Annotated in this window: 26 protein-coding genes and 1 pseudogene; 12 read left to right on the top strand and 15 right to left on the bottom strand. The window is 42.9% G+C overall.

What is annotated here, in order from left to right; translation table 11 throughout:
• Positions 1 to 12 precede the first annotated feature (12 nt).
• Positions 13 to 795 carry a tetratricopeptide repeat protein gene (locus tag GQR42_RS07220; RefSeq protein ID WP_158199449.1) on the bottom strand — a complete coding sequence of 261 codons (783 nt, stop codon included), beginning with the start codon at positions 793 to 795 and terminating at the stop codon, positions 13 to 15.
• A gap of 62 nt (positions 796 to 857) precedes the next feature.
• Here GQR42_RS07220 and psbP point away from each other — a divergent pair, with 62 nt between their 5' ends.
• The 4 genes from psbP (at position 858) to ureG (ending at position 3,531) form a co-directional block, all read left to right on the top strand.
• Positions 858 to 1,406, top strand: a complete 549-nt coding sequence (gene psbP / locus GQR42_RS07215; RefSeq protein ID WP_158199448.1) for a photosystem II reaction center PsbP — start codon at positions 858 to 860, stop codon at positions 1,404 to 1,406.
• Between the two features lie 246 nt (positions 1,407 to 1,652).
• Positions 1,653 to 2,042 (top strand): hypothetical protein, encoded by a 390-nt coding sequence (locus tag GQR42_RS07210; protein WP_158199447.1) that lies wholly within the window; start codon positions 1,653 to 1,655, stop codon positions 2,040 to 2,042.
• 128 nt (positions 2,043 to 2,170) lie between these two features.
• Complete coding sequence (locus GQR42_RS07205) at positions 2,171 to 2,758, top strand: Maf family protein (protein WP_158199446.1); 588 nt, start codon at positions 2,171 to 2,173, stop codon at positions 2,756 to 2,758.
• A gap of 176 nt (positions 2,759 to 2,934) precedes the next feature.
• Positions 2,935 to 3,531, top strand: coding sequence for an urease accessory protein UreG (gene ureG / locus GQR42_RS07200; RefSeq protein WP_158199445.1), 597 nt, complete (start codon positions 2,935 to 2,937; stop codon positions 3,529 to 3,531).
• A 6-nt stretch (positions 3,532 to 3,537) separates the two neighbouring features.
• Here ureG and GQR42_RS07195 read toward each other — a convergent pair whose 3' ends face one another.
• The 5 genes from GQR42_RS07195 to GQR42_RS07175 form a co-directional block, all read right to left on the bottom strand.
• Positions 3,538 to 4,263, bottom strand: a complete 726-nt coding sequence (locus tag GQR42_RS07195) for a WecB/TagA/CpsF family glycosyltransferase (protein WP_158199444.1) — start codon at positions 4,261 to 4,263, stop codon at positions 3,538 to 3,540.
• Between the two features lie 27 nt (positions 4,264 to 4,290).
• Positions 4,291 to 5,706: an ABC transporter substrate-binding protein gene (locus GQR42_RS07190; protein ID WP_158199443.1), complete on the bottom strand. Its 1,416-nt coding sequence runs from the start codon at positions 5,704 to 5,706 to the stop codon at positions 4,291 to 4,293.
• 165 nt (positions 5,707 to 5,871) lie between these two features.
• Positions 5,872 to 7,473, bottom strand: a complete 1,602-nt coding sequence (locus tag GQR42_RS07185) for a B12-binding domain-containing radical SAM protein (RefSeq protein ID WP_158199442.1) — start codon at positions 7,471 to 7,473, stop codon at positions 5,872 to 5,874.
• Between the two features lie 142 nt (positions 7,474 to 7,615).
• Complete coding sequence (locus GQR42_RS07180; protein ID WP_233271306.1) at positions 7,616 to 8,005, bottom strand: ISAs1 family transposase; 390 nt, start codon at positions 8,003 to 8,005, stop codon at positions 7,616 to 7,618.
• 464 nt (positions 8,006 to 8,469) lie between these two features.
• Positions 8,470 to 9,153 carry a hypothetical protein gene (locus GQR42_RS07175; protein WP_158199441.1) on the bottom strand — a complete coding sequence of 228 codons (684 nt, stop codon included), beginning with the start codon at positions 9,151 to 9,153 and terminating at the stop codon, positions 8,470 to 8,472.
• Positions 9,154 to 10,109: 956 nt separating this feature from the next.
• Between GQR42_RS07175 and GQR42_RS07170 the strand changes: the two are divergent.
• Positions 10,110 to 10,441, top strand: a pseudogene (locus GQR42_RS07170) (DUF4164 domain-containing protein).
• Positions 10,442 to 10,546: 105 nt separating this feature from the next.
• Positions 10,547 to 11,905 carry a TIGR03279 family radical SAM protein gene (locus GQR42_RS07165; protein WP_158199439.1) on the top strand — a complete coding sequence of 453 codons (1,359 nt, stop codon included), beginning with the start codon at positions 10,547 to 10,549 and terminating at the stop codon, positions 11,903 to 11,905.
• A gap of 363 nt (positions 11,906 to 12,268) precedes the next feature.
• On the opposite strand, the gene GQR42_RS07160 is transcribed toward GQR42_RS07165, so the two are convergent.
• Entirely contained in the window at positions 12,269 to 13,063 is a 795-nt protein-coding gene (locus tag GQR42_RS07160; protein ID WP_158199438.1) for an MlaE family lipid ABC transporter permease subunit, read from the bottom strand.
• A 186-nt stretch (positions 13,064 to 13,249) separates the two neighbouring features.
• Between GQR42_RS07160 and GQR42_RS07155 the strand changes: the two genes are divergently transcribed.
• Complete coding sequence (locus GQR42_RS07155; protein WP_158199437.1) at positions 13,250 to 14,434, top strand: class I SAM-dependent rRNA methyltransferase; 1,185 nt, start codon at positions 13,250 to 13,252, stop codon at positions 14,432 to 14,434.
• On the opposite strand, the gene GQR42_RS07150 is transcribed toward GQR42_RS07155, so the two are convergent.
• From GQR42_RS07150 to GQR42_RS07140, 3 genes are all read right to left on the bottom strand, one after another.
• Positions 14,401 to 14,811 carry a VOC family protein gene (locus GQR42_RS07150; RefSeq protein ID WP_158199436.1) on the bottom strand — a complete coding sequence of 137 codons (411 nt, stop codon included), beginning with the start codon at positions 14,809 to 14,811 and terminating at the stop codon, positions 14,401 to 14,403. The genes GQR42_RS07155 and GQR42_RS07150 overlap by 34 nt on opposite strands.
• Positions 14,812 to 14,929: 118 nt before the next feature.
• The gene (locus GQR42_RS07145; protein ID WP_158199435.1) at positions 14,930 to 15,640 is read right to left on the bottom strand and encodes a hypothetical protein; all 711 of its coding nucleotides are present in this window, start codon (positions 15,638 to 15,640) and stop codon (positions 14,930 to 14,932) included.
• A 59-nt stretch (positions 15,641 to 15,699) separates the two neighbouring features.
• Positions 15,700 to 16,146 carry a ubiquitin-like protein gene (locus tag GQR42_RS07140; protein ID WP_158199434.1) on the bottom strand — a complete coding sequence of 149 codons (447 nt, stop codon included), beginning with the start codon at positions 16,144 to 16,146 and terminating at the stop codon, positions 15,700 to 15,702.
• 315 nt (positions 16,147 to 16,461) lie between these two features.
• Between GQR42_RS07140 and GQR42_RS07135 the strand changes: the two genes are divergently transcribed.
• The 5 genes from GQR42_RS07135 (at position 16,462) to GQR42_RS07115 (ending at position 19,417) form a co-directional block, all read left to right on the top strand.
• The gene (locus GQR42_RS07135; protein WP_158199433.1) at positions 16,462 to 16,812 is read left to right on the top strand and encodes a DUF6883 domain-containing protein; all 351 of its coding nucleotides are present in this window, start codon (positions 16,462 to 16,464) and stop codon (positions 16,810 to 16,812) included.
• Entirely contained in the window at positions 16,809 to 17,138 is a 330-nt protein-coding gene (locus tag GQR42_RS07130; RefSeq protein WP_158199432.1) for a DUF4926 domain-containing protein, read from the top strand. The genes GQR42_RS07135 and GQR42_RS07130 overlap by 4 nt, the downstream gene beginning before the upstream one ends.
• A gap of 289 nt (positions 17,139 to 17,427) precedes the next feature.
• Positions 17,428 to 17,670: a hypothetical protein gene (locus GQR42_RS07125; RefSeq protein ID WP_158199431.1), complete on the top strand. Its 243-nt coding sequence runs from the start codon at positions 17,428 to 17,430 to the stop codon at positions 17,668 to 17,670.
• 58 nt (positions 17,671 to 17,728) lie between these two features.
• On the top strand, positions 17,729 to 18,052 hold the full coding sequence (locus GQR42_RS07120) for a hypothetical protein (RefSeq protein WP_158199430.1): 324 nt from the start codon (positions 17,729 to 17,731) through the stop codon (positions 18,050 to 18,052).
• Positions 18,053 to 18,229: 177 nt separating this feature from the next.
• Positions 18,230 to 19,417, top strand: coding sequence for an RNA-guided endonuclease InsQ/TnpB family protein (locus GQR42_RS07115; RefSeq protein WP_158199429.1), 1,188 nt, complete (start codon positions 18,230 to 18,232; stop codon positions 19,415 to 19,417).
• Positions 19,418 to 19,794: 377 nt separating this feature from the next.
• On the opposite strand, the gene GQR42_RS07110 is transcribed toward GQR42_RS07115, so the two are convergent.
• The 5 genes from GQR42_RS07110 to GQR42_RS07095 form a co-directional block, all read right to left on the bottom strand.
• On the bottom strand, positions 19,795 to 20,766 hold the full coding sequence (locus tag GQR42_RS07110) for an HsdM family class I SAM-dependent methyltransferase (RefSeq protein WP_199273336.1): 972 nt from the start codon (positions 20,764 to 20,766) through the stop codon (positions 19,795 to 19,797).
• Entirely contained in the window at positions 20,690 to 21,259 is a 570-nt protein-coding gene (locus tag GQR42_RS27560; RefSeq protein ID WP_233271305.1) for a type I restriction-modification system subunit M N-terminal domain-containing protein, read from the bottom strand. Before GQR42_RS27560 ends, GQR42_RS07110 begins: the two co-directional genes overlap by 77 nt.
• Before the next feature lie 325 nt (positions 21,260 to 21,584).
• Positions 21,585 to 23,000 carry a cation:proton antiporter gene (locus tag GQR42_RS07105; protein WP_158199428.1) on the bottom strand — a complete coding sequence of 472 codons (1,416 nt, stop codon included), beginning with the start codon at positions 22,998 to 23,000 and terminating at the stop codon, positions 21,585 to 21,587.
• Between the two features lie 148 nt (positions 23,001 to 23,148).
• On the bottom strand, positions 23,149 to 23,487 hold the full coding sequence (locus GQR42_RS07100; RefSeq protein ID WP_158202417.1) for a P-II family nitrogen regulator: 339 nt from the start codon (positions 23,485 to 23,487) through the stop codon (positions 23,149 to 23,151).
• 75 nt (positions 23,488 to 23,562) lie between these two features.
• Entirely contained in the window at positions 23,563 to 24,684 is a 1,122-nt protein-coding gene (locus GQR42_RS07095) for a sodium-dependent bicarbonate transport family permease (protein ID WP_158199427.1), read from the bottom strand.
• Positions 24,685 to 24,696 lie beyond the last annotated feature (12 nt).

Genomic DNA, 24,696 nt, shown 5'->3' with positions numbered 1-24,696 from the left:
CTACTCCCTATTTTAGGGCTTTTGACCCTGAATTAATGCCACTGCTGACTGAGACTTAGCCGCAGTCCCCTGTTTACCCTGAGATAACGCTAGACGAGCTGCTGCCTCTAAATCAGCGATCGCTTTTTCCCTGTTTCCCAATTTATAATGGGTCAAACCCCGATTGTGGTACGCTTCGGCAAAATTAGCATTGATTTTCAGACTCTGATCATAGTCCCTTAAAGCCATTTCCTGCTGTCCGGCTCGGTTATAGGCCAAGGCGCGATTATAGAAAATGCGATCCTGTCCTCTAGTTCCCTGTAAACTCAAAGCTTTTGTGTAATCCTCGATCGCTTCTAGGTGTTTACCTAAGTCATCCTTAGCATTACCGCGATAAATGAAGAAATCAGCAAAATTTCCGTTTAAAGCGATCGCTTTTGTGCAATCTTCCACGGCTGCCTCGTATTTTTTCGTCAGATAATGCACATAACAACGATTACCGAGAGCATTAACATAATTGGGGTTGATTGTCAAGGCCTGGGTATAATCTGCGATCGCTTGCTCGTACTGGCCGAGAACTAATTCCGCATAGCCGCGATTATAGTAAGCATCGGCATCCTTCGGTTCTAATTGTAGAGCTTGAGTAAAATCGGTGATCGCACCTGAATAATCCCCTGCGGTTAAACGATCCACCCCTCGATTATAAAATTCTACAGCTTTCACGGGGTTAGGGGTAGTTTGAGCGCTTAGGGGAGAGATAGTCAGTAAAAAAGTCGCTATAGCGATAATAATTGTCAATTTTTTCTTAATTTTCATAATCCGTTCACCTAAACAATTCAAGGTAAAATTAAACAGCCCTACTCACAGGTCAAAATATCATGATTAAATCTCTTTTGGCGACTTTCCTCCTAATTACCACCCTCCTCTTAACCAGTTGTACAACTCCCATCGCTGGACTGCAAGGATACACCAGTGGCAGCCAAGGCTATCAATTCTTATATCCTAAGGGTTGGACGCAGGTGGATGTGAAAAAAGTTGCGGGAGTAGATGTGGTTTTTCATGACCTGATCGAAACGAGCGAAAATTTAAGCGTTATTATCAACCCCGTCCCCGACAATAAAACCTTAACAGATTTAGGTACTCCCTCGGAAGTTGGCTATCGTCTCCTGAAAAATAACAGTCTTAACCCCAATCTCGATAAGGAAGTAGAATTAATTCGCTCAGAATCCCATCAAATCGACGGTCAAGACTATTATATCCTCGAATATCAAGTTAAATTACCCAACGGCCAAGAACGTCATAATCTGGCCAGCGTCACGGTTAATAATAATAAACTCTATTCTTTTAATCTTTCCACTTCCCAAAAACGTTGGACGCAAATTCAAGAACTCTTTGAAACTATCGTTGATTCTTTCTCGGTTAGTTAGGGAAACTGGCAATAGGCAATAGTAAAATGTAGGGTGCGTTAGACGGCAAAAATTCCTGTTTTGACTTAAAGGTAACAATCCGTCGTAACGCACCACCTATCATCAACTAGGCAGCCGGTTACAATTAAAGATAACATACAAAGAACCAGAAGCCTGTCCCACTATCTAACAATTAATTGAGATTACTTACTGAATCAGTAAACAGTAAGAAAGTGGTAACTGGTAACTGATAACTGGTAAATGAATATGAGTAACTCGGAAGAAAATAGTCTAGATAGACTCGAATCTCTTGCTGAAACTACCCTAACAGAACTACAGGAGATTAAATTAGGACTACAGGAGATTAAATTAGGACTACAGGAAACCAATCAGGGATTAAAAGAAACTAGAGCGAGCGCTAATTCTAACGCTAAATCGATCGAAGCGTTAACTAATAGTCTTGCTGAGTCTAAAAAAGAATGGGAAAAAGACAGACGGGGACTTGATCAACTGCTAGGACAATTAACTCGATCGAGGTCAGATTTTTATGAGGTTCAGTCGGATTTTTACAATCGATTTGACAATGAAGAAAGACAATCCCGCATGGTTGAGATTTTAGAGCGTTATTTACCCCCCGAAAATCCTGCCAATTCTTAGCAGAAATAGCTAAAAACCTGATAACTGATGGTGGGTTACGGCAAATAGATAAATTGATAATTAAGTCTAATAATTTGTCATTGCCTAACCCCCCCTACCTAACTTTTTTACTTTTTCCTTTAAAACTTATGTCCATTCCCTTGATTCTTGCTTCCGCTTCTCCCGCGCGTAAAAAACTATTACAAATGGTGGGAATCGCTCCGATTGTGCGGGTGAGTAACTTTGATGAATCGACAATTAATGCTGATGATACTCTTCATCTTGTCCAAACTTTAGCCCAATGTAAAGCGCAAACGATCGCCCCCCAATTTGATACAGGATTAATTCTTGGTTGTGATTCCGTCTTAGAAGTAGCGGGGGAAGTCTATGGCAAACCCAAGGATAAATCAGAAGCGATCGATCGTTGGCAAAAAATGCGCGGTCAGGTGGGTACACTCTATACAGGTCATGCTTTAATCGATCGAGTTAATAATCAAACCTTGACTCGTTGTGGGATTACTAAAGTTCACTTTGCCAATATCAGCAATGAAACAATTATTGCCTACGTTGACACCGAAGAACCCCTCAAATGTGCCGGCTGTTTTGCCCTAGAAGGAAAGGGGGGTTTATTCGTGGAAAGATTAGAGGGATGTCACAGTAATGTTATCGGTTTAAGTTTGCCCCTATTTAGGCAGATGTTAACGGATTTTGGCTACCAAATCACTGACTTTTGGTGATCTTTTTGCCGATAATTTCCCCAAATTTATTGGCAAAAGGGCTTGACAAATTCTCAGATTTGCGTTATTATTTTATTATAATGGGAATCCGTGTCGCCCTGCGAACCCCTCTTTTTTCTATCCGATAGCCCCAAAAATTTTTAACCCTTTCCTTTTCACTTTTTCCCGAAAAAACTATGTCTTGCTTGCGCGTGGGAATTGCCGGTCCGGTGGGTTCAGGAAAAACAGCCCTGCTCGATGCCCTGTGTAAAAATTTGCGGGATCAATATCCGATCGCCGTAGTCACCAATGACATTTATACTCAAGAAGATGCCCAATTTTTAGTGCGATCACAAGCTTTAGCTCCGGAAAGAATTTTAGGAGTAGAAACGGGAGGATGTCCCCATACAGCTATTCGCGAGGATGCCTCAATTAACTTAGTTGCCATTGAACAGTTAGAGAGAAAATTTGCTAACTTAAAGCTAATTTTTCTGGAAAGTGGTGGTGACAATTTAGCGGCAACTTTTAGCCCGGAATTAGTAGATTTAACCATCTATGTGATTGACGTGGCAGCCGGAGATAAAATCCCTCGCAAAGGTGGACCGGGTATCACCAAATCGGATCTATTGGTAATTAATAAAATAGATTTAGCCACGATGGTGGGGGCAGATTTAGGGGTGATGGATAGAGATGCAAAAAAGATGCGCGGGGATAAACCCTTTATCTTCACCAACTTGAAAACACGGGAAGGATTAGAGCAAGTGATTGCCTTTATCGAAAAGAATTTATACTAACTATTACTAGGAATAAAAAAGCGATCGCCAGAAAAATTTAGGTAAAGCTAACATTCTTTTCCAGCGCCAAGGTTCCTGATAAAGTCGGTATAACCACTCTAAATTATTGTCACAGAAAAAGCGAGGGGCGCGGATTTTTGTCCCGGACCAGATATCAAAACTACCCCCCACACCTACCCAGATAGCTTGGGGACAGAGATTGCGATGTTCCCTAATCCAATATTCTTGTCGGGGTACTCCCAAACCAACTAAAATTAACCGCGGCTGTTGATCTTTTAACACCTCAATCCAATCGGACATTTCCTCGGAGGATAGATAACCATGGTTAGCCAGAATACGGATATTAGGTATCTTTTTTTGCCAATTACTTGCCGCTTTTTCTGTAATCCCCGGTTTACCACCAAAAAAAGCAATAGGAAAATTCTCTCCCTGCATTCCTAACTCAGTAATTAAGGATTCTGATAATTCAATACCGGGGCAGCGGGTTTGTTTTTTGCCCCTTAATTTTAAGTAAATAACAATCCCGGCGCCGTCGGGAATAACTAAATCTGCTTCCCGAATAACTTGGGCTACTTTAGCATCATTTTCCCCTAACATTGCCATTTCTGCATTGAGAGTGACAACGTGGGAACCAAAACCTTGATAGGCGCGATCAATTAACCAACGACTGTAGTTATCGAGGAGATGAACCGGTAAACCGAGAACTGAATATTTAGGGGGAGTTTCTAACATATAATTCATCTTGATTTAGTTGTCATTTTATCGAGAAATTGGCACAAAATCTACCCCAAAACTAGAACGAGAACCGGGTTGAACTACCACTAATTGCACGGATTGATTGCGATCGCCAGAGGGTAAAAATCGCACTGGATGAGTCGCCCCAGGCACAGAAAAATTACTACTTCTTAACGCCTGTTGAACTCCCTCTCGGCTAGATTCTGCCTTAATTCCAGCGATTAAAGCCTGGGTAGCGTCATAGGCGGTAGCAGTGCGCCAATTTACGTCTGCTTGCCACAATTGGCGGGAATTATTCACAAAAGGACTGTTCCGATTAGCACCCAAATGCCAAGCGACAGCGACAATCATGCCCAGGGCATTTTTTCCGCCTACATCCAGAGTTTTGGGGCTATAAACGTCATCACCCGCCACAATCGGTAATTTTTGACCGTTGATTTGAACCACCTGCAAAGCCTTATCTAGGGTACCACTATCCCCAAGAAGGGCGATTAGATTTGCTCCCTCTTGTTGAGCTTGTTGGAGGCTTTTAGAAGGGGTAAAAGTGAGGGAAGATAGATCAAATTCACTCACCACTTGACCTCCTCCTAATCCTAAAGCGGTGGTAAATTCAGATTTTAGGGATTGACTATAATTACTTTGGGAGTTAAAAAATACCACTGCCTTGACGTTAGGAATTTTTTGCAAGCTAGATTCAGCTAATGCTCGTGCCGCCACAAAATCACTGGGAACAGAACGAAAGATATAGTCACCAAAATTGGAGAGTTTAACTGAGGTACTGATGGGGGAAATCATTACTAATCCCGCTTTTTGATAGATAGCAGCCGCCGCTAAAGAGGTATCACTGCTAGTATGTCCTACTACTCCTAAAATGCTGTTGTCAGCCGCTAATTTTTGGGCAATTTGAGCGGCAATTTCGGGATGATCAGCATCATCAGCAATGAGAACTTTTAAAGGAGTGCCATTAATTCCTCCGGTTTGATTGATTTGATTTTGAGATTGGGCAACTCCTCGTAAAACTTCTAGGGCGGTGTTGACATTGCTACCAATTGGCACGGAAACGGCGATAGTATAGGACTTAGCTTGACCAATACGGGCGTTATTTAAGTAGATGAGAGCTTCCGGATCATTTTGATTAGCTCGCAGGGATTTTTCTAGAAGGTAAACTGCTTGCTGAAAGTCTCCTTTTCCGAGTGCCTGTATAGCAGCTTGTTTGTCAGAAGAAGCCCCTTCAACTATTAATAAGTTTTTCCCTTGACTAAATTTTGCTTGTGCCGATACCGATTTTTGCTTCGGTGATATTTTCTCGATTTCAGAAAGATTGGTTGGGTTATTTTTTCCTTGAAAACGATTATATAACCACCAACCACCAGCCCCAAAAAATATTAGGGTAATCAGCAGGGCTAAAAGCAGGGTAACGGTCTCATTTTTCTGGCTCATGGGCTGACCAACTAAGATTAAATTAAGGGTTCAATCGAGATTTATACTTAATAAAAGTAACATTTGTTTTTAATAGCCAGAACGCCAGAACGGTAAGGGTTATCTGCTTTTTTAGCTAACTTAACAATACCCAGTTTAAATGCGTCTTAGCTTATTAGCAATATTTTACCTTTTTGTTTGGGATTGTTCTAAATGTTTTATTAAAACATTTGAGGATAACGGACCGTGTAAATGACTCCAGGGTAAAACCTGTTCTAAACGCCATTGTTGATGAACGTAATAATCTAGAGGGGGAATTTGTCCTTTTAGTTCCTTAAAAGCGCGTTTATAACTGCCTAAAGAATCACCGTAGCCACGGGTTAATTCTAACAGGGACGTTAAGCGGCGATCGCCTCTAGATAATAGGGCTTGAATCACTGACCAATTATAACTCTCTGGTCGAAATTCTATACCCTGTTTACCCAATTGTTTCTCTAGAGATTTTAATCTTTTTTCGGCCATTTTATTAACGCCAAACCACTGAAAAGGAGTATGGGATTTAGGCACAAAGGTGCTGCAACCGAAAGAAATTCGCAGTCCAGAGGCAGCTTTTTTTAATGCTATTAACATTTCCATAGTCGCCGCTATATCTTCGGTTTCTTCTCCCGGTATTCCCACCATACCATAGAGTTTTATACCTTTTAAACCGCCGGCTTTGGCATTAATGGCAGCTTGGATAATTTCATCATTGGCTAACTTTTTGTTGATAATTTCCCGCAAGCGATCGGAACCACTTTCTACGGCAATAGTAATTGATTTGCTGTCTCTTAGGGATAAAATTCTGGCTAATTTTTCCGTGACAGTATTAGTTCTAACTGAAGCGATCGAGAGTCTAACTCCCTCAAATTGTGGTTGAAAAAGATAATCAAGTAAGGTTTCAAATTCAGGATGTTGACTGACGGAAGCACCTAATAAACCGAGGCGATCGGTCACTTTTAAACCTTTTTCAATGGCAGGAATTAAAGATTCTAAACTAGCGGTACGAAAGGGTAAAGTTAGATAACTAGCCAAACAAAAACGGCACATTTCTGGACAACTTCGCACCACCTCTACCATATAAATATTCTCCCATGCCGCTTGTTTTGTTACCACCGTAGAAGCTGAAAGGGTATTACTGCGATAGGTTTGTTTACTAACAAAGGCGGGAACATTATTATCTATGGGTAGAATTGCCGTAATTTCGCCCTCATGACTATCATAATTAACGGTATATAAACTAGGAACATACACCCCCGGAACCTGGGCCAAATGACGGAGTTTTGTAGGGCGATCGGCGTTTCTCACTTCTTGATAGGCATTAATAAAATCGGCAATTAAATTTTCACCATCTCCCAATAAAATTACATCAAAAAAAGCGGCAAAAGGTTCGGGATTAGCGGTTAAAACCGGACCACCTCCGAAAATTATCGCTTGCCGATCTTGCCGTTGATGACTGTGACAGGGAATTTCTAAAGATTCTAACAGTGAGAGGATATTAACATAGTCCAATTCCCAGGAAAAGGAAAAGCCGACTAATTCGGGATCACGGGGTAAAGATTCTTGAAAATCCGTAAATAAACGACTAACTTGTATATCTGATCGCAGAGCTAAAGTTGCCCAAACAATTTGATAACCTAAACTGGTTATACCCACAGAATACTGATTAGGAAAAGCCAAAATAGTTCTCAGGGCATCACTGTGGGGTATTGCGGGAGTAAAGAGGAGTTTTTCGTCTTGTAAGATAGTCATTTCAGTTATCAGTTACCAGTTATCAGTTACAGGGCTATTTCACGCTAAATAACCACAGGGAGGCACAATTATTTGTAGGATGGGTTGGCGCACTTCGTAACCCATGCTGGCGTTGGGTTTCATGCTTCAACCCAACCTACGTTCATCTTATATTTAATTCCACCCACCCACTTAAATCTGAAATATAATAACAAGTTTCTTTTTCTATTTTATGGCGCAGTTTTCTTCCTCTTTGAACTCTAATAATTGTCCTGATATTTGTCCAATCAACAGCAATTGACGGCAAAATTTTGGCAATTTCTACTCTTCGCTTTTCAGTTCTTACCTGTCCTTTATTCACCTGTGTGAAAGTTTCAATTGCTAAAAATTGAGCTTGAATCTTATCGTCAAGAGTTGGTTGATTGCCCGGGACTGCTGCTAGGTAGTGATTCCCTGTAGCGACAATTGTCTCAATCGTTTTTTTTGGGGTATTCATAGAATCAAAGGCAAAAACTACTCCTTTTAAGGCTAAGTCTTTAATTAATTCTGGCAAGGCGGTAATTTTATTACTGCCAAACTCTCCAAACTCTAATTGTTTTGGGGGTAAAATTAAACGGGTGCATCTCATTTTTGTAAATCTACTAAGTTGGGATTTTTAAAAGGAAAACTCTCGGCTAAAATCGGGCGTTACTTTCGATTTTATCACTCAATCCCAGCTTTTGGGGGGTTCTACCCCCCAAACCCCCCTTTGGGGTCGTGGCGCGGCCACTGAGCTTTTACATTGAGCCTGTCGAAATGTGTGGAAGTGCCACCCCCAAACCCAGAGCGCGAGATGCTTACAGGCGATTGTTCAGATTTTTGTACCAATTTAAGAACTGATAATTGCTGATTGTCGGTATTTCTGCAAATGTGGGAGGCAGCCTCTTAATTAATTATCCGCATAACAAGTCCCGAAGAACCGATAATTTTCCCTTCCGGAGTTCCCTCTTTTGAGAGTGTGAATTTAATTTTGTCCAACTACTTATACTGCGAGCGAGCCACAGCTTTTAATTTGGGATACAATTCTGAAGGGTCTAACAAAGGGATAAACTCATCGATTACTGGTTTAAAATTAGCTGGAAAATTCTCCCTGGTTCCATGACCGTTGGGCGATTTAGGCACTGATTCTAATTCGGGGAATTTAGGCGTTTCCGTGGTTAACTGTGAGAATAATTCCTCCACATTGCTCATCCCTTTGCGAGGATCATCAAAAAGAGAAGTTTCTAAGTCGAGTAAAGAATCTTTACTCGTGGCTACTGTGCGATTATTATCGGTTTTTCCCGCTTGTGGCTCTGGACAAGGCTGCTCAAGGGTGGGAGAAAGGATATTGACCTTTTCCTGTTTAGGGATAACTGCTGGTTTTTTGTCATTTAACTGGGAATCTAGCCAGTTTTTACAAACCAAGCGCTCGAATTCCCCCGTAAAATGAAAGGTAGGATGGCCGCGACGGTGCCAAATTTTGAGAATTTCCTCCACCGAAATGACTTTGTAACGTCCCTGATAGAGCGCCTCTAAAATCGCCATGCGAATCCAATTTAGCGAATAGGTGGGCAACCAGCGCTCGATTAATTCTTGCGCTTTATATCCTCTCATTTCAAATCGATATTGGTTGAGTATGGTCGCTATCTGCATCAGGTTGATCTCTGGGTTAATCTCTGCCATAGAATTTACAAAGACAGTGAGCGCAATCGTTATGGCTACTAGGCACTCTGTATCTTAAGATTTTACTCAGGTTTTTCCTAGTGGTTTTTCCCTATTCTCCCCACACTTACCCTTTCCAGTATCTTCGATCGAGATAAGTTGACTATCTACGGTCTGGTTCGCTTTTGGTGGCAATTGATCTGCCGCTGACCCCTGTGCGGTTTAACGGGAGCCTCTGGCGACCTTAAGATAGTTTTTGTTTTTCCCTTGATCAGGTGATCGAGTTTACACCTCTCTCATACCACAATCTCACTAATTTGTCAAGAAAAAGGCAAAATTTCATCAATAAACCCAGAGGAGGTAGAACTATAGCACTAAGTAATAAGTAGGTGGTTGGAATTAAATATGGCTCTTCGGGACTTGTTATGCGAATAATTAATTTAAAATAAAATTCGATGAGAGATCATAAACCTAAAAGTGGCTGAAATTCATACAGGGAGCGACTTGAGCCACAAACGGTTCAATATCAAAAGATAGACAATAGAGTTAAGATTTGATCTAATACCCAAAAAGGAATCTCTATTCAAGGCTATCGACACCTATAGCGGTATGCAGTCGAATGAGGTATACTGCAACAAGCTATAAGTCAGTCTAGGCAAGACGATGGTCTGTATCTCACTCAAGCGAATACCGCTATATTACTCCTGGTAAACAGGCTCTCGGATTAAATGCCGCCGGACAAGATTTCTATTTTGCCTTAAAAGAATTAGAGTATTTAGGCGTTTCAAAGGGGGATTTGATAATAGAAGGAGTTTATCCAATAGAGTTATTAAATTTTAATTTTTGAAGAGGCAACAGTGAACGAAGCTTCCAATCGATTGAATTCCCGATGAGGGATTGAAACTTGGAGGCAACAATCAGCGATACTGATATTGAGATCAAGATGGTGAATCCAGAAGAGATAAAGGAGATAGAAAATGGCTAACGAAACCGTCACTTATTCCCCAGAAGCTGTTCTGACAAGAATCGAGGGGAAAATCGACTCCCTTGAAAAACGGATCGATGAGAGATTTGACAAGGTAGATGAAAGATTTGACAAGATAGAAGACCGGTTGACCAAAGTAGAAATAGGACAGGCCGAACTCAAAGGGGACATTAAAGTCTTAGATGAGCGACTAACCACAGAAATTAAAGGGTTAACTGCAAGAGTCGCTTATCAGGAATTTACCAATCGGGGGATTCTAATCGCTCTGGTTGTGGCCATTTTAGGGGGGCTGCTAAACTTTTTGGTTTTTTTCCCAATCCCTAACAGCGATCGCCCTAAGCTGCTGTAGAATTAACTTAACAAATATTAAAACGCAGCCAAAGACTCTCTGGGAAATGCAGTTAAATAATTGGATGGCGACCTAAAAATATGAGTGAATTAACTATTCGTCCAGCTAAAATTAGTGGTGTCATCCCGGATTCGATCGCCGCCGAGGTGGGTTTTGAAATCGGGGATGCGCTCGTCTCTATCAATGGTAATCGTCCCCGGGACTTAATCGATTATCAATTTTTATGTGCCGATGAATTTTTAACCCTAGAAGTGCTTGATAGTCAGGGCAAAACTCACCAAGTAAAAATCGAAAAAGATTATCATGAAGACTTAGGTTTAGAGTTTGAAACTGCCCTTTTTGATGGACTAATTCAGTGTAATAATAAATGTCCTTTTTGCTTTATCGATCAACAACCAGAGGGCAAAAGAGAAACTTTATACGATAAAGATGATGACTATCGCTTAAGTTTTCTCTATGGCAGTTATTTAACCTTAACTAATCTCACCTCAAAAGAATGGCAGCGGATCGAAAAGATGCACATCTCACCGCTTTTTGTGTCCGTTCATGCCACGGAACCCGATCTGAGAATTCGTCTCTTAAAAAATCCCCGCGCTGGTCAAATTTTAGACCATTTAAAATGGCTACAAGCCAGACAATTACAAATTCATGCCCAAGTGGTAGTTTGTCCCAATATTAATGATGGAATTCATCTCGAAAGAACCCTGTTAGATCTGGTTTCTTTTCATCGGGGTGATATTCCCTGTGTGGAGTCGATTGCCGTAGTTCCCGTGGGATTAACCCGCTTTCGTCCCCAAGAAGATGAATTAATTCCCGTTAGCCAAGAAAAAGCGCGAGAAGTTATTGAACAAATCCAAACTTTACAGAAACAATTTCGTCAAGAATTTGGCAGTAATGTGGTGTGGTTAGCCGATGAATGGTTTTTAATTGCCCGAGTCGATTTACCCCCTCAATCTCACTACGAAGACTATCCCCAAATCGGTAACGGAGTTGGCTCGATTCGTCAATTTATTAGGGATTTCCAGAAGACAGCTAAGAAGTTATTACCTGCTCAAATTACTCCCTCTAGACGGTTGATATGGGTAGTGGGCAATGCGGTAGAACAAGCTTTTCAACCCCTAGTTAAACAGTTAAATAAGGTGCGGGGTTTAACTGTGGAATTAGTGGCTTTAAATAGTGATTATTGGGGACAGGAAATCACGGTTACGGGTTTATTAACCGGGCAAGATCTTCTCAAAGGATTACAAGGTAAAAATCTTGGGGATGGGGTTTTATTACCCTCCCTCATGCTCAAGCATGGGGAAGCGGTATTTTTAGATGATCTCACCCTAGAAACTGTTATTAATCAGTTAGGAGTCCCTATTTATTCAGTCCTAGGAGTGGAGGAATTAATTAAAACTTGTCTTACTCTCAATCCCTTAAACAAATCCTACTCTTAAGTAGGGCTGGCTGAATAAATCTAAAAACCTTGCTGGATAAGACTTTTAGACTTTTTTGAAATCCAAAAGTACCAGATATGGGAGTGATCAGGGGGAAATTCAGGTACTTTTTCCCTGAAAATTAGGTAATTGACCCCCTCAAAATCGGTAAAACCCCACACCCTACACCCTACACCCTACACCCTGCCCCTAGGAAAAACTTTTTCAGCAGACCCTAAGTATAGACAATTATCGGTGATCAGATGGGGTGCATCTCCTATCTGTGACTTTCTCTCACCTATAGGTGAGCAGTAAAAGTTATTAAAAGAGGGCGAATGCAATTCGCCCCTACAATAATATTATTGCGCCTTACTGTTTACTGTCTTAGCCGATGTCCGCATTGCCTGTACCTTGAAACATCAGCCAAGAGAGGAAAAAATTAGCCACAAAAATCGCTAATAAAGAAGTTACCACAGCCGTGGTAGTAGATTGACCAACTCCTTTAGCACCGCCAGTGGTGGTTAAACCCCAACTGCAGCCGATAATGGCAATTAAAATCCCAAAAATTAGGGACTTTAACATAGAACTAATTAAATCCCATGTCTCCAGAAAATTTTGGGCTGATTGTAAAAATAGGGAATAGGAAATACCGTAAAGACTATCGGAAATAAATAAACCACCGAGTAGCCCCGTGACTAAAGAGATAATAGTGAGCAGGGGTAACATTAAACTACAGGCAATCACCCGGGGAATGACCAAATAATCGATCGGATCGGTTTTTAAAATATATAAAGCGTCAATTTGTTCTGTTACTCGCATTGTACCAATTTCGGCGGCAAAAGCCGAGCCAACTCTCCCCGCCACCACCACCGCCGTTAAAACCGGGGCTAATTCCCTGGTTAGAGCCAAGGAAAGGACTCCCCCAACAAAACTACCCGCCCCAAAAAAAATAAATTCTCTGGCTACCTGAATAGTGAAAACCATACCCACAAAAGCAGCCGTAATTAGGGCAATTGTCAAGGATTCTGGCCCAACAATACTCATTTGTTCAAGAGTATTACGCCGGTGGATTTTGCCATTAAGAATATGTAAAAAAGTTTGTCCCGCTAATAAACCGGCAGCCCCCAAACGTTGGAACCATAAACTTAAACCACCGGCAGCATCACTTTTTCTTGGCATTTGTCGAGGGACTATCGCTAAAATCTAACTTATTATAGGCGAGAATTCCCTCTGATTATCCCTCGATTGTTGGGACTTGGTTTGATGCCACTCGATCGAGGGATAAGAAACTATGGTTTTGCACTGTTGGCAGGGGATAATAGAATTATCTAGTAGCCGTCAGCTATCAACCCTGATTCTTTATCCATGCCAGATTTAGCGAAAATTATCCTGAGAAACCATAAAATTGATGCTGTTAAACGATTCCATCCTTGGATATTTTCCGGGGCGATTAAAGAGATGGAGGGGGAAGTCAAAGAGGGTGCTATCGTGGAGGTTTATAGCGATCGAGGCGAATATCTAGCCACTGGACTGTATAATCCTAGCAATATTGCCGTTAAAATTCTTTCTTTCCCAAAAGTCAGCGATATTGCTCAATTATTTCGCGAAAAATTCCAGAATGCCTATCAGCTGCGGCAACAAATCGGTTTAGTGGATAACCCGAAAACTAACTGTTATCGTTTAATTAACGCTGAAGGAGACGGTTTACCCAGTTTAATCGTCGATTGGTACAATGGCACGGCGGTTATTCAAGCTTATTCCTTAGCTTTATACCAACGTCTTGATCTGATTGTCGATTGCCTGAAAACTATCTACGGCGACAATTTACGGGCAGTCTATGATAAAAGTGCCACTGTTTTAGCTAAAAGCACCCATATCTCCGAGAATAAATACTTATTTGGTCAAAAAACCGGCGATGAGGTGTTAGAATCCGGCCATCGCTTTATTATTGATTGGGAAAAGGGACAAAAAACGGGATTTTTCCTCGATCAAAGGGAAAATAGAGCTTTATTAGCTCAATATTGCCAGAATAAACGGGTTTTAAACACTTTTTCTTATTCTGGCGGCTTTTCCGTCTATGCTATGCAAGCGGGGGCTGCCCTAGTCCATTCCGTTGATAGTTCCCACGGTGCGATCGATCTTACCGAAAAAAATATCGCCCTGAATAATCTCGGTGAAGTTCCCCATCAATCCTACAGCACCGATGTTTTTAACTTCCTGCGCGACTGTCAGGAGGATTACGATCTGATTGTTCTCGATCCCCCCGCTTTTGCCAAAAGTATCCAATCCCGTCATCAGGCGGTTATGGCTTATAAAAGATTAAATTACCAAGCTTTCCAGAAAATTCGCCCCCAAGGTCTTATTTTCACCTTTTCCTGTTCCCAAGTGGTTAACGAAGAACATTTTCAGGGGGCTGTCATGGCGGCAGCCATTGAATCGGCTCGCCCAGTGCGAATTTTAGCACGTTTAAACCAACCGGCCGACCATCCCACCAGTATCTATCACTCGGAAGGTTCCTACCTGAAAGGATTGGTTTTAGCGGTGGATTGATGGAAAATTAAACGATTACCATCCGGATCATAGATGTAGATTTCCGGACCGTGGGAAGCCTGGCTAATTTCTCCCCTAGCACCATAGCCGATTTCGCTCCAATGCTCAAGGGCTTTTTCGAGACTCTCCACCTCGAAACAAATGCTCATGCCACTGCCCCTAGAATCGCTAAATTCCTCTCTGTGGGACTCTTTAGGGCAAAAAAGACCTAATTTAAGGTTAATCAGCCTAAATTCCGCATAAACGGCGGCAAGGTAGCGTTTTGGTTCCTGTTGCAACAATTGACGATAAAACTGCACCGAGCGCTCGAAATTACTCGTGCCTAGGGCAATAAAAGCCTCTGTGTAATTGAATGGACTATCGGGGGGGTTATTCATTGGGGTTGGGGGAATTATCAATTATGAATTATGAATTATGAAGTGGGGAAAAGGGAGAATAAGTAAAATAATCTGCCGAAGCCTAACCCCACCAACAAACTTTTTTAGCCAACCCTATTTATTGAATTTTAACATTTAATTTATAGGTGGCATTGCCGCGAGTTCCCCCTACAATTATTTCATAATTTCCAGTAGCAGGTAATTTTAGACTAGATTGGGTAGCTTCTCCTGTCAATATTTCCCCATTCGGTGCAATCACATCAAATACGGCATTATTTTCTAACGATGTAATTTTAACATCCATTCTCTGTCCTCGATTTGCTCTTAAGAGATAAATATTTCGACTCCCTCGCACAACCGATTGATTAACGGTGGCGCTATTAGTTCCTGGTGCAAACCGGATTTGAGACACTAAACAAGGTTGTCTTTGATAAACTTCTCGTCCCGTATTCAAAGAATCTGCGGTTAATGTCCAGATTTCTTGAGTTTTTTGGGTGTCTAACTCAATTTTTGTCGTGATATTTAAGTTTAACTGATTCCCCTTTCTTGTTCCTCCTAAGGTTTGAGTATAGGAAGTATAATAGGATTCTTGTTCATTCTGAATCGTAGCTTGTACCCGACCCGTGACTTGATTTCCCTGAATATAAATCCTCGCGGTAGCATCCAGACCATCATTAGTAGCGACCGAAAAACAATAACCTTGAATCGAAGAAGCACTAGACGCTTGAGCAACTTGTCGGGGGGTATGATTTGCTATCCCTGGTGTAACATTGACTAAACTTGCAAAAATGACTAGACATCCTAATAATTTCATCATCATCATGACCATTCCAAGTTTTCACTAATACTCAACTACTTATCGCCCCAGCCACCATATTTAGCGAAAGTTCATTTATGAACTATTTTACCCGATTTTAAAGCATTTTGGTCTGTTTTTTTCCGCTGTTGATCAAGATTCGTCGATTTTACTATTATAGCCCCTAAGCCTAGAAAAATTAGAGCGGTTGTTACCGAAGTTTCAAAAACAGTTACAGGTGAATTTTGGATTAGATGTAATGTGCTTTCTTTTTGGATATTATAATCAGCTAAAGTTCGCCCCTCTTCTAAAACCTTACCAGCAAATATCAAAGTTTGCTGCTCTGGGAGAATACCTTCTTTGTCTTGAATCTTATCTTTTCCATTCTCAATTGTATCAGATTGCTCAACGTCTAAAGTTATGGTTTTGCCAGTTATCGTTTTGACAAAAATTTGCATCGCCATTGCTGATGTAACTCTCAAAGCTAAAAAGGTAAGGGTTAACAAAATAACAATTGTAATCTTAGATTTTTTAAGCATTGATATTCTCTAGGGTATTTTTCAATACTGTACAATATCTCTCGTAATTATTCACCGCAACAAGGGAGCCTTATTGACAAAGACAATCCTTGAAACCTGATAAGCTATACTGAATTTAAACTGGTTAGGGGAAATTTTAGTACAAATGCTCGAACTGCTTCTCCCTGCTCCCAACTCTGGCGCTCCCCTGCAATCTTAACGAGTAATTTAGATAGTCAACAGCTTAACCCCGATTTAAGAGCAGATTAAAAATGGCAGCAATTGAATGACAAGGAAAGGAATTTTAAGCTTTAATAGCGGTAGCAGTGATTATAAATGAAATTAAAAGATATTGTCAACAAAGTCAAAATAGATTCTAGGAAATTAACTCAATATGCTCTTAATTTAGACAATCCAAAAGGATTAAATAAAGCCCTCATGTTTCAACGCCACTTAGGATATACTCAAGATAATTATGAGCCACTCCTAGTACAAATTGCCAATAAAGCCCTTGAAGCAAACGCTGTTTATCAAAGTACAGATACCCATGGACAACGTTATCAAGTCGATCTAGAAATTACAGGAATTGAACCGGGACAAAAAGAAATAGTCAGGACTGGATGGATTGTTGAGCCTGATAGTGATACCGCTAGATTAGTAACTTTATATGTGAGAAAAAGACCATGATTAAACCCGAATTATTTGACCTTGTTGAATTATTAGTTGACTTGCCTGAATATAACTTAAGAATGGGAGAACAAGGGATAATCGTTGAAGACTACAATGATGGTTGTTACGAAATTGAATTTAGTAATGATCGAGGGGAAACTATAGCCCTTTGTCCTCTCCAAATACAGCAATTTATTATCATCTGGAAAGCTAACAGCAAAACGTGGTTATCTTTAACAGAAAAGCTAACAGCTTTAATTGATAAATTACCCAAGGAAAAACAACAAAAAATTTTAGATTTCACTCGCTCTTTACTGGACTTTCCCGTTGACAAAAGACCATAACCTGTGCTGTATCCCCTATGGGGTGGAAGGGGAGATTAGGCCACGTCTGACCGGTAGAGATAAATTACGCGATAGCTGCCCACACGAATCCTATACATATCCTCATAAATAGTGACTTTATTATAGCGTTTCCCATTCACAAAAGGTACATTCTCGACCTTAAAAAGCTTAATCAGTAAAGCTTTAACTGTGCCGCACAGCTACGAGAACCGCTATCAACAGTTTTTTTTATATACAGGACAATAGATTAAAGTCTATAATCTATACAGTATAGACAGCAGTATAAAATATGGCTAAAAACAAAATTCTGGCAACTTTTAGAGTCGATGAAGATGATTGGGAAGCCTTTAAGCAGTGGGCTGAAAAGCGCGGCAATAGTGCGAGCGGTGAGCTTATCCGATTTATTGAATCAGCACTAGGGCGGGCAACCCTAGACGATATGGAGACGGTAGATAAAAAGATAGAAGCGGCGATCGCTTCGCTTCGGACTGAATTAGCTCCCTTATATGCGATCGCCCAGAGAGAAGATTAGATCGATCACCTAATGCACTAAGTCAGGCATTGAAACAGATTAGCTAGGAGATTACCTCATGACAGCAGTTACCGAAAATGATCTAAAAAGGCTAGAAGATTTAATCATTAGTAGTATGAGGGTGATCGAGTCCCGATTAACTAGCCTAGAAAATGGACAATCAGAAATCAAGTCAGATATAAAGTCCCTGAATGCAAAGACGGAAAATATCGACAAGCGACTCACCTCGATCGAAGCCCGTCTAGAAGCATGGAAACCCTCGATCGACAAAACGGCCGATCTTGCCGAAAAAGTAGGAGAACTGAAAAACTGGCGCTCGATCGCTTTTTTGGTATTGGGTGCGATCCTCGGTCGGTTTGCTCGCAACTCGATCAACCCCTAACACCTAACCTCTAACCCCTAAAATCCCCTAAAATCCTTGACCCGTATCCCCTACGGGTTTTTAACAATTTCTTAATCTGTTGATCATCGAAAATTTGGGTCTGAAACCCCGTCGTTCTACGACGGCTTTACTGTTAAATATTAACACATTTACGAAATATATGCTAAAATGTGAGGCATGGAAAAAGCCTATTCGTTTCGATTTTACCCCACACCAGAACAAGAGTCGCTATTGCGGCGCACTTTGGGCTGTGTAAGATTAGTTTACAATAAAGCTCTCCATCTCAGAACACAAGCTTGGTACGAAAAGCAAGAAAGAGTAGGCTACGCTCAAACTTCTTCAATGCTAACCGATTGGAAAAAGCAAGAAGAATTAGACTTTTTAAACGAAGTTAGTTGTGTACCTTTACCACAAGGGTTAAGACACCTACAAACAGCTTTCACTAACTTCTTTGCTGGTCGTACTAAGTATCCTAACTTTAAGAAAAAACATCAGGGAGGAAGTGCCGAATTTACTAAGTCAGCTTTTAAATTTAAAGACAGACAAATCTATTTAGCCAAATGCACAGAACCTTTACCTATTCGATGGTCAAGACAAATACCAGAAAGCTGTGAACCAAGCACAGTAACAGTCAGATTACATCCCTCAGGACGTTGGCATATCTCAATAAGATTTGATGACCCAACGATTAAGCCATTACCAGTAACAGATAAAGCCATCGGAATTGACTTAGGAATTAGTAGCCTTGTGATTACCAGCAATGGTGATAAAGTATCTAATCCTAAGCATTTTAAAAAGCATTATCAGAGACTGCGAAAGGACCCAAAAAATCTTTCTAGAAAACAGAAAGGGTCAAAGAATCGAGAAAAAGCGAGAATCAAAGTAGCCAGGATTCACGCTCAAATCACCGATAGTAGAAAAGACCATTTACACAAGCTAACCACTCAATTAGTTCGTGAAAACCAAACGATTGTGGTTGAGAATTTAGCCGTCAAGAATCTGGTCAAAAACCCGAAATTATCTCAGGCAATATCTGACGTTAGTTGGGGAGAAATTACCCGACAATTAGCTTATAAATGCCGTTGGTATGGGAGAAATTACCTCGAAGTAGATAGATGGTTTCCTAGCTCTAAAAGGTGTAGTAATTGCGGGTATATTGCTGAGAAGATGCCGTTAAATATTCGAGAATGGGACTGTCCAGACTGCGGGACTCACCATGACCGAGATATTAACGCTAGTAAAAACATTTTGGCCGCAGGACTTGCGGTGTCAGTCCGGTTCGCGACCATAAGACCAGAACAGAGTAAATCTGTTAAGGCAGGTGCGGAACCCCGCAAGGGAAAGAAGCAGAAACCTAAATCGTGAGGTTTGGGAATCACCGTCCGTTTACGGCGGTGAGGATGTCAAAAGCTGTCTCGTTGAACAAGGAATTTCTAACAGCAATGTGGTGAGTATCTTGTCGAAAAATCTAGCGGGGGCATTCATCCGACATTTTAGGTAAAGTCTAATACTTCCGATAACAAAGCTTCGGGGATTCGATCGATTTCTTGGATTAACTGTTCTTGAATATAGCGTTTCCTAAGCTAGTGAGGTACACCTATTTTTCTTCCCTTTTGCCTTTTGCCTAAAACCCATAACTTTTGTACCTCAGCAGACTGAAAAACGCTATATTCATTTCTCTCCATTACCTTTATCTATTTTATCTGGCAGATCACTAAAATCGCCCTGATTATCCCTTCCCGTCAGCTAGGAGAAGACCCCAATAAATCGGAAATCGCCCCTAAAATCGACCCACTTTCCCGGTCTAATTCCGCAATCTCCCCTAAAATTTCCTCCGGCTCCCGTAAAGGATCGCCCTCCGGCGCGTTGGGATTTTTCACCGACAGATCGAAGGAACCCGGATCGACCTCCTCTAAGTCTAAAAACCAAGAGCGCTCCGATAGCTTAAAAGTCGATTGAAACTCGATGAACTCTTGCAAATCATCATCATTCAGCGCGTTTGTTTTTCCGAGACTTCGCCCCGGATCGAGTTGATCAAACCAGATTTTCTGCGTCGGCGAACCTTTGGTGAAAAATAAAACCACCGTCTTCACCCCCGCACCTAAAAACGTCTTAGCGGGACAATCCAAAACCGTATGGAGATTACAGGAGGAGGTTAACTCCCTCCGTAACTCTCTAGAGGCGTTGTCCGCGTTCGACAGAAAGGTATTCTTAATAACGATCGCTCCCCGTCCCCCGGTTTTCAAACTCTTGATAAAATGCTGGAGAAAAAGAAAGGCTGTCTCTCCGGTATTGATCGTGAAATTGCCGCGGATCTCCTTGCGTTCGCTGCCTCCGAAGGGGGGATTAGCTAAAACGATGTCATAACGATTCTTCTCTTGAATCGCTTGAAGAGCTTCGGCCAGGGTGTTGGTCTGAATAATATTGGGAGCCTCGATCCCGTGCAGGATCATATTCATCACCCCGATAATATAGGCTAAAGCCTTTTTCTCCTTGCCGAAAAAAGTCCTCGTCTGTAGCGTTTCTAGCTCTTTCGTACTCAGATCGGCCTTACTGTGGCGTAAATACTCGTAGGCCTCGCAGAGAAACCCCGCCGAACCGCAGGCCCCGTCGTAAATCGTCTCCCCTAATTGCGGTTTAATCACTTGAATCATCGCCCGGATCAGGGGCCGCGGGGTGTAGTACTCGCCCCCGTTTCGCCCTGCGTTGCCCATATTTTTGATCCAGGTTTCGTAGAGATCCGAAAGCTCGTGTTTCTGCTGTTGCGTGCGAAACTGAAGCCGGTCGATACTTTCGAGAACTTCCCGCAGGTTGTACCCGCTCTGAAATATTCCGCACTCCCGCAAAAATTTCCCCGATCTTGGCCCCGAACGTCCCCGGTTCTGCGTATTCCTTGAATCCCTGAAAGTAGGGAAATAACTCGGTATTGACGAACTCGATCAGATCGTCCCCCACCCGGGCGGTTTTCAGCAGTTCACCCCTTCCGTCCTTGGGGTAGGCCCAATTCGACCAGCGATAGGGTTCGTCTAGTAACGGATCGTAGTCTTCTCCTGTCAATAACGCCCGATTCTGGCGATCGACCTCCAGAGCGTCGAGATATTTCAAAAAGAGAATCCAGGAGATCTGTTCCTCGTAATCCAACTCCGTCGCGCATCCCGCCTCTTTTCGGAGAATATCGTCGATATTCTTAAATGTCTGCTCGAACATAGGAAAAAGATTAGATAGGGTTTGCGGCAAAAAGTTTTTCGGTGGTGGCAGGGTGTGGGGTGTGGGGTTTTACCAGTTTTGAGGTGGCCAATTACCTAATTTTCAGGGAAAAAGTGCCTAAATTTCCCCCCGATCACTCCAATGGTTGGCACTTTTTGAGGAAAAAAAGTCTAAAAGTCTTACCCAACAAGGTTTTTAGATTTATTCAGCCAGCCCTAGATACTCTCAAAGATTAACTCGATCGCTCCCTTATCCTGAGCATAGATTTGTAAAAAGGCTGAAAATGCTTCAGCCTCGTCTAAAAAATCAGATTTTACCATCAAAATTAAGGAATAGGATTAGCCGGCTCCTTGCCTTCCAGGGTTTCGGGAACAGCTTCCGTCTTACCAAAAGCGATTCGCAGGAAGGGAGGGGCCAGGAAAGTCGTCAAGATTACCATAATAATAATCGACACCTCTAAAGGCTTATCCAAAATTCCGCTGGCCGAACCAATCCCGGCAAAAACTAGACCCACCTCACCCCGGGGAATCATACCCACACCGATGGCGAGACGATTGATGCCGGATATGCCAAAAACTGCCCAGCCCGTCACCAGTTTACCGATAATCGCCACAACCATCAAAAAGACAGCGATCAAAAGTCCAGCCCGATTCTCCGGTACGGTTGGGTTTAAAACACCGAGATCGGCACGCGCTCCCACCGTCACAAAGAAAATCGGCACAAGCAAATCGGCGATCGGTTTAATTAACTCATCCAACTCGTTGCGGGTATCGGTTTCATCAAGCACCAAACCGGCGGCAAAGGCCCCTAAAATCGCTTCAAGATGAATAGCATTGCCCAAAAATGCCATAAAGAAAGCGAAGACAAATGCGGGAATAACAATATTTCCCCTGGTTTTCAGCCGCTCCACGATCGCCACAAAACTTTTGTTAAAAATACCTCCCAACAAAATTGATCCGATCAAAAAGGCCGTAGCGCTGACAATCAGATAAATAACATTGGTCACATCAATCTCACCAGTTTTGGCTAAACTAGCGACCACAGCCAGAACAATAATACCAAGGACATCATCGATCACCGCCGCACCGACAATAATTTGCCCTTCTTTGGATTTGAGTTGACCTAACTCTGATAAAACTTTCGAGGTAATACCGATACTGGTTGCCGTCAAGGCAGCCCCCGCAAAAATCGCCGGGATGGCCGCCACATGAAAAACGAGCATTAACCCGGCCGTACCCGCCGCGAAGGGGACAGCTACCCCCACACAGGCCACAACCGTGGCTTGAATTCCCACTTCCTTGAGTTGTCGCAGGTCGGATTCTAGGCCAATTTCAAACAGCAGAATAATCACACCGATTTCAGCTAGAACCGAAATCACTTCACTTTGGGACTCAAAGATTCGCTCCACGGCAGCCGGGGCCAATTGATTCAAACCTTGCAGTACCGTCATAATCAGCGAGTCCGAGGCCGATAGTCCCCCTTCGGGAAAGATGAGCAGATGCAGTGCCGAAACGCCGACGATCACACCGGCGACCAGTTCTCCCAGTACGGGCGGAAAATCCAATCGTCTGGCGGCCTCTGCGCCGAGCTTGCTGGCCAGATAAATCACCACCAGCGTCAGCAATACGCCCGAGAGAATAATCGGTGAATCCTCGGCCACAACGGTGGCGAGCAAGGGGATCGGAGTCATGGGAGCCGCTATCTCCCCAATCAAAGGAGGCAGAATATGGGACAAAATCATCAGTTTAAAGGGATGAGGGTTAAAGGTTTCAGATAGTCAAAAAACTGGGGGGATATGAAAAAGGGCCACCGCTCAGGGACAGTCAAGCTGGGGATGCGGTGGCCCTAGAGTGCCGGAGTCATGAACCGGCTTGTGCTGCTTGTGTCATCTAGATGTCACAGCCCTCTGGTCCACAGAAACTCTGTCCGTACAGAACCTCCGCATCACAGAGATAGATCATGCCCGCAAAATTGAGGAAAAACTGATCGGCAACCTGCTTGGCAATATTCTGGGCCATAATTCGATCGGGGGTAAGCACCTCGAACTTGACATTCGTGTCGGTTTCGGAAACGTGGGGTTGTCCCGACGAGCGCACGTTGCGACTGCCTTTACCGCCAGTATCCATCACCGTATAACCACTCGCCCCGGCTTCTTCGATGATCTTGGCGACTTTTTTCAGCAAAATCTTTTCTGTGACGATGACGAGCTTTTTGGCTGGTTTGGCCATGTTGATTATCTCCTTAAATATGTACATTTATTTGTTTGGTAGGCCCCGTCAAGGGAGCGCCCACCGACCACAATCCTAGCCGCCGCTGAGGGCCTGGGCCAGACCAAGGAAGAACGGGATACACAAGCCGATCGCTACGGGCGTACCGATGGCCGTGGACGCGCCTATATAGGCGGAGGGATTAGCCGAGGGGATACCGGCCCGCAACGTGGGCGGCCCAGAGATGTCGGAACTAGAGGAAGCGATGACGGCCAGAACCACGACACCGCCCCAACTGAACCCGGTGGCGTAGTGGGCAATCATGCCGAAACCGAAGGCGATTAGCCCATGCACAAAGGGTGCTAGGACGCTATAGACCACATACCACTGGGCCACCTTACGCAGTTCACCAACCCTTGACCAAGCCTCCATCCCCATGACTAGCATCAAGATGGAAAGCAAGCCGCGAAAGAGGGGATCGTAGAAGCTTTTATAGACAGTTTCCGGCTGGGTGAATATGCCCAAAGCCAGACCTAATAACATGGCCGATAGGGCAGGTCCCCGCAGGCTTTCCTCAATGATCGGCCAAATCTTGACCCGATTATCCGTAGGCTGCTGTAGGCTGAGATATTCCTGCCGACTGCCCGGATAATCCTGCTGATCGGAATAATTCCCGGCCGCCACCGGCTGCTTGCTAAAAGACTCCTGGTCGTAGGCTGCTTCTTTCTGCTTCTTCTTGTTAAGATAAATGTTAGCCACCACGATCGCCGTTACCAGTGCCGGGATATCCATGAAGGGATAGAGTGCGCCGGCCCAGGCCTCGTAGGGGATCTTTTGTTCTTCCAGTACCGTCAGACCGGCGGCCATAGTTGAGCCACTCACGGCTCCAAACAATCCCCCAGTCGCGATCGCATCTACGACTTTCACCTTGGGCAGATTGGCCAAGGTATAGCGGGCGATGAAGACCACAACAATCCCTACTATTACGGCAAAAATCATGGGTAACACCATCTCCGTCAGGTTGGAATTGCGGATGGCAATTCCCCCAGTCAGACCGATTTTGGTCAGCAGCATGAAGACAATGATCGTACAAATCGACTCGGGAATGACCAATTCACTTCCGAGAGCAGCAATGATCATCCCACCAATCAAAAAGGCCAGTGTTGGGGACTGCAACTGCTTAACAAAGTCCATGACAAACAATGAGAAAAAATCCATGAATACCTCCTT

This window comes from Microcystis aeruginosa FD4 (assembly GCF_009792235.1).
Taxonomy (GTDB): domain Bacteria; phylum Cyanobacteriota; class Cyanobacteriia; order Cyanobacteriales; family Microcystaceae; genus Microcystis; species Microcystis viridis.
This window is presented reverse-complemented; position numbering and strand designations above follow the sequence as displayed.

What these genes read in the sequence shown, in the direction of transcription:
- GQR42_RS07220 (WP_158199449.1), bottom strand. Translation starts at nt 795, where the DNA reads ATGAAAATTAAGAAAAAATTGACAATTATTATCGCTATAGCGACTTTT.
- GQR42_RS07155 (WP_158199437.1), top strand. Translation starts at nt 13,250, where the DNA reads ATGCCAGATTTAGCGAAAATTATCCTGAGAAACCATAAAATTGATGCT.
- GQR42_RS07160 (WP_158199438.1), bottom strand. Translation starts at nt 13,063, where the DNA reads ATGCCAAGAAAAAGTGATGCTGCCGGTGGTTTAAGTTTATGGTTCCAA.
- GQR42_RS07110 (WP_199273336.1), bottom strand. Translation starts at nt 20,766, where the DNA reads ATGGGCAACGCAGGGCGAAACGGGGGCGAGTACTACACCCCGCGGCCC.
- GQR42_RS07095 (WP_158199427.1), bottom strand. Translation starts at nt 24,684, where the DNA reads ATGGATTTTTTCTCATTGTTTGTCATGGACTTTGTTAAGCAGTTGCAG.
- GQR42_RS07150 (WP_158199436.1), bottom strand. Translation starts at nt 14,811, where the DNA reads ATGAATAACCCCCCCGATAGTCCATTCAATTACACAGAGGCTTTTATT.
- GQR42_RS07135 (WP_158199433.1), top strand. Translation starts at nt 16,462, where the DNA reads ATGAAATTAAAAGATATTGTCAACAAAGTCAAAATAGATTCTAGGAAA.
- GQR42_RS07145 (WP_158199435.1), bottom strand. Translation starts at nt 15,640, where the DNA reads ATGGTCATGATGATGATGAAATTATTAGGATGTCTAGTCATTTTTGCA.
- ureG (WP_158199445.1), top strand. Translation starts at nt 2,935, where the DNA reads ATGTCTTGCTTGCGCGTGGGAATTGCCGGTCCGGTGGGTTCAGGAAAA.
- GQR42_RS07100 (WP_158202417.1), bottom strand. Translation starts at nt 23,487, where the DNA reads ATGGCCAAACCAGCCAAAAAGCTCGTCATCGTCACAGAAAAGATTTTG.
- GQR42_RS07130 (WP_158199432.1), top strand. Translation starts at nt 16,809, where the DNA reads ATGATTAAACCCGAATTATTTGACCTTGTTGAATTATTAGTTGACTTG.
- GQR42_RS07190 (WP_158199443.1), bottom strand. Translation starts at nt 5,706, where the DNA reads ATGAGCCAGAAAAATGAGACCGTTACCCTGCTTTTAGCCCTGCTGATT.
- GQR42_RS07195 (WP_158199444.1), bottom strand. Translation starts at nt 4,263, where the DNA reads ATGTTAGAAACTCCCCCTAAATATTCAGTTCTCGGTTTACCGGTTCAT.
- GQR42_RS07205 (WP_158199446.1), top strand. Translation starts at nt 2,171, where the DNA reads ATGTCCATTCCCTTGATTCTTGCTTCCGCTTCTCCCGCGCGTAAAAAA.
- GQR42_RS07210 (WP_158199447.1), top strand. Translation starts at nt 1,653, where the DNA reads ATGAGTAACTCGGAAGAAAATAGTCTAGATAGACTCGAATCTCTTGCT.
- GQR42_RS07175 (WP_158199441.1), bottom strand. Translation starts at nt 9,153, where the DNA reads ATGGCAGAGATTAACCCAGAGATCAACCTGATGCAGATAGCGACCATA.
- GQR42_RS07105 (WP_158199428.1), bottom strand. Translation starts at nt 23,000, where the DNA reads ATGATTTTGTCCCATATTCTGCCTCCTTTGATTGGGGAGATAGCGGCT.
- GQR42_RS07120 (WP_158199430.1), top strand. Translation starts at nt 17,729, where the DNA reads ATGACAGCAGTTACCGAAAATGATCTAAAAAGGCTAGAAGATTTAATC.
- GQR42_RS27560 (WP_233271305.1), bottom strand. Translation starts at nt 21,259, where the DNA reads ATGTTCGAGCAGACATTTAAGAATATCGACGATATTCTCCGAAAAGAG.
- psbP (WP_158199448.1), top strand. Translation starts at nt 858, where the DNA reads ATGATTAAATCTCTTTTGGCGACTTTCCTCCTAATTACCACCCTCCTC.
- GQR42_RS07125 (WP_158199431.1), top strand. Translation starts at nt 17,428, where the DNA reads ATGGCTAAAAACAAAATTCTGGCAACTTTTAGAGTCGATGAAGATGAT.
- GQR42_RS07165 (WP_158199439.1), top strand. Translation starts at nt 10,547, where the DNA reads ATGAGTGAATTAACTATTCGTCCAGCTAAAATTAGTGGTGTCATCCCG.
- GQR42_RS07140 (WP_158199434.1), bottom strand. Translation starts at nt 16,146, where the DNA reads ATGCTTAAAAAATCTAAGATTACAATTGTTATTTTGTTAACCCTTACC.
- GQR42_RS07115 (WP_158199429.1), top strand. Translation starts at nt 18,230, where the DNA reads ATGGAAAAAGCCTATTCGTTTCGATTTTACCCCACACCAGAACAAGAG.
- GQR42_RS07185 (WP_158199442.1), bottom strand. Translation starts at nt 7,473, where the DNA reads ATGACTATCTTACAAGACGAAAAACTCCTCTTTACTCCCGCAATACCC.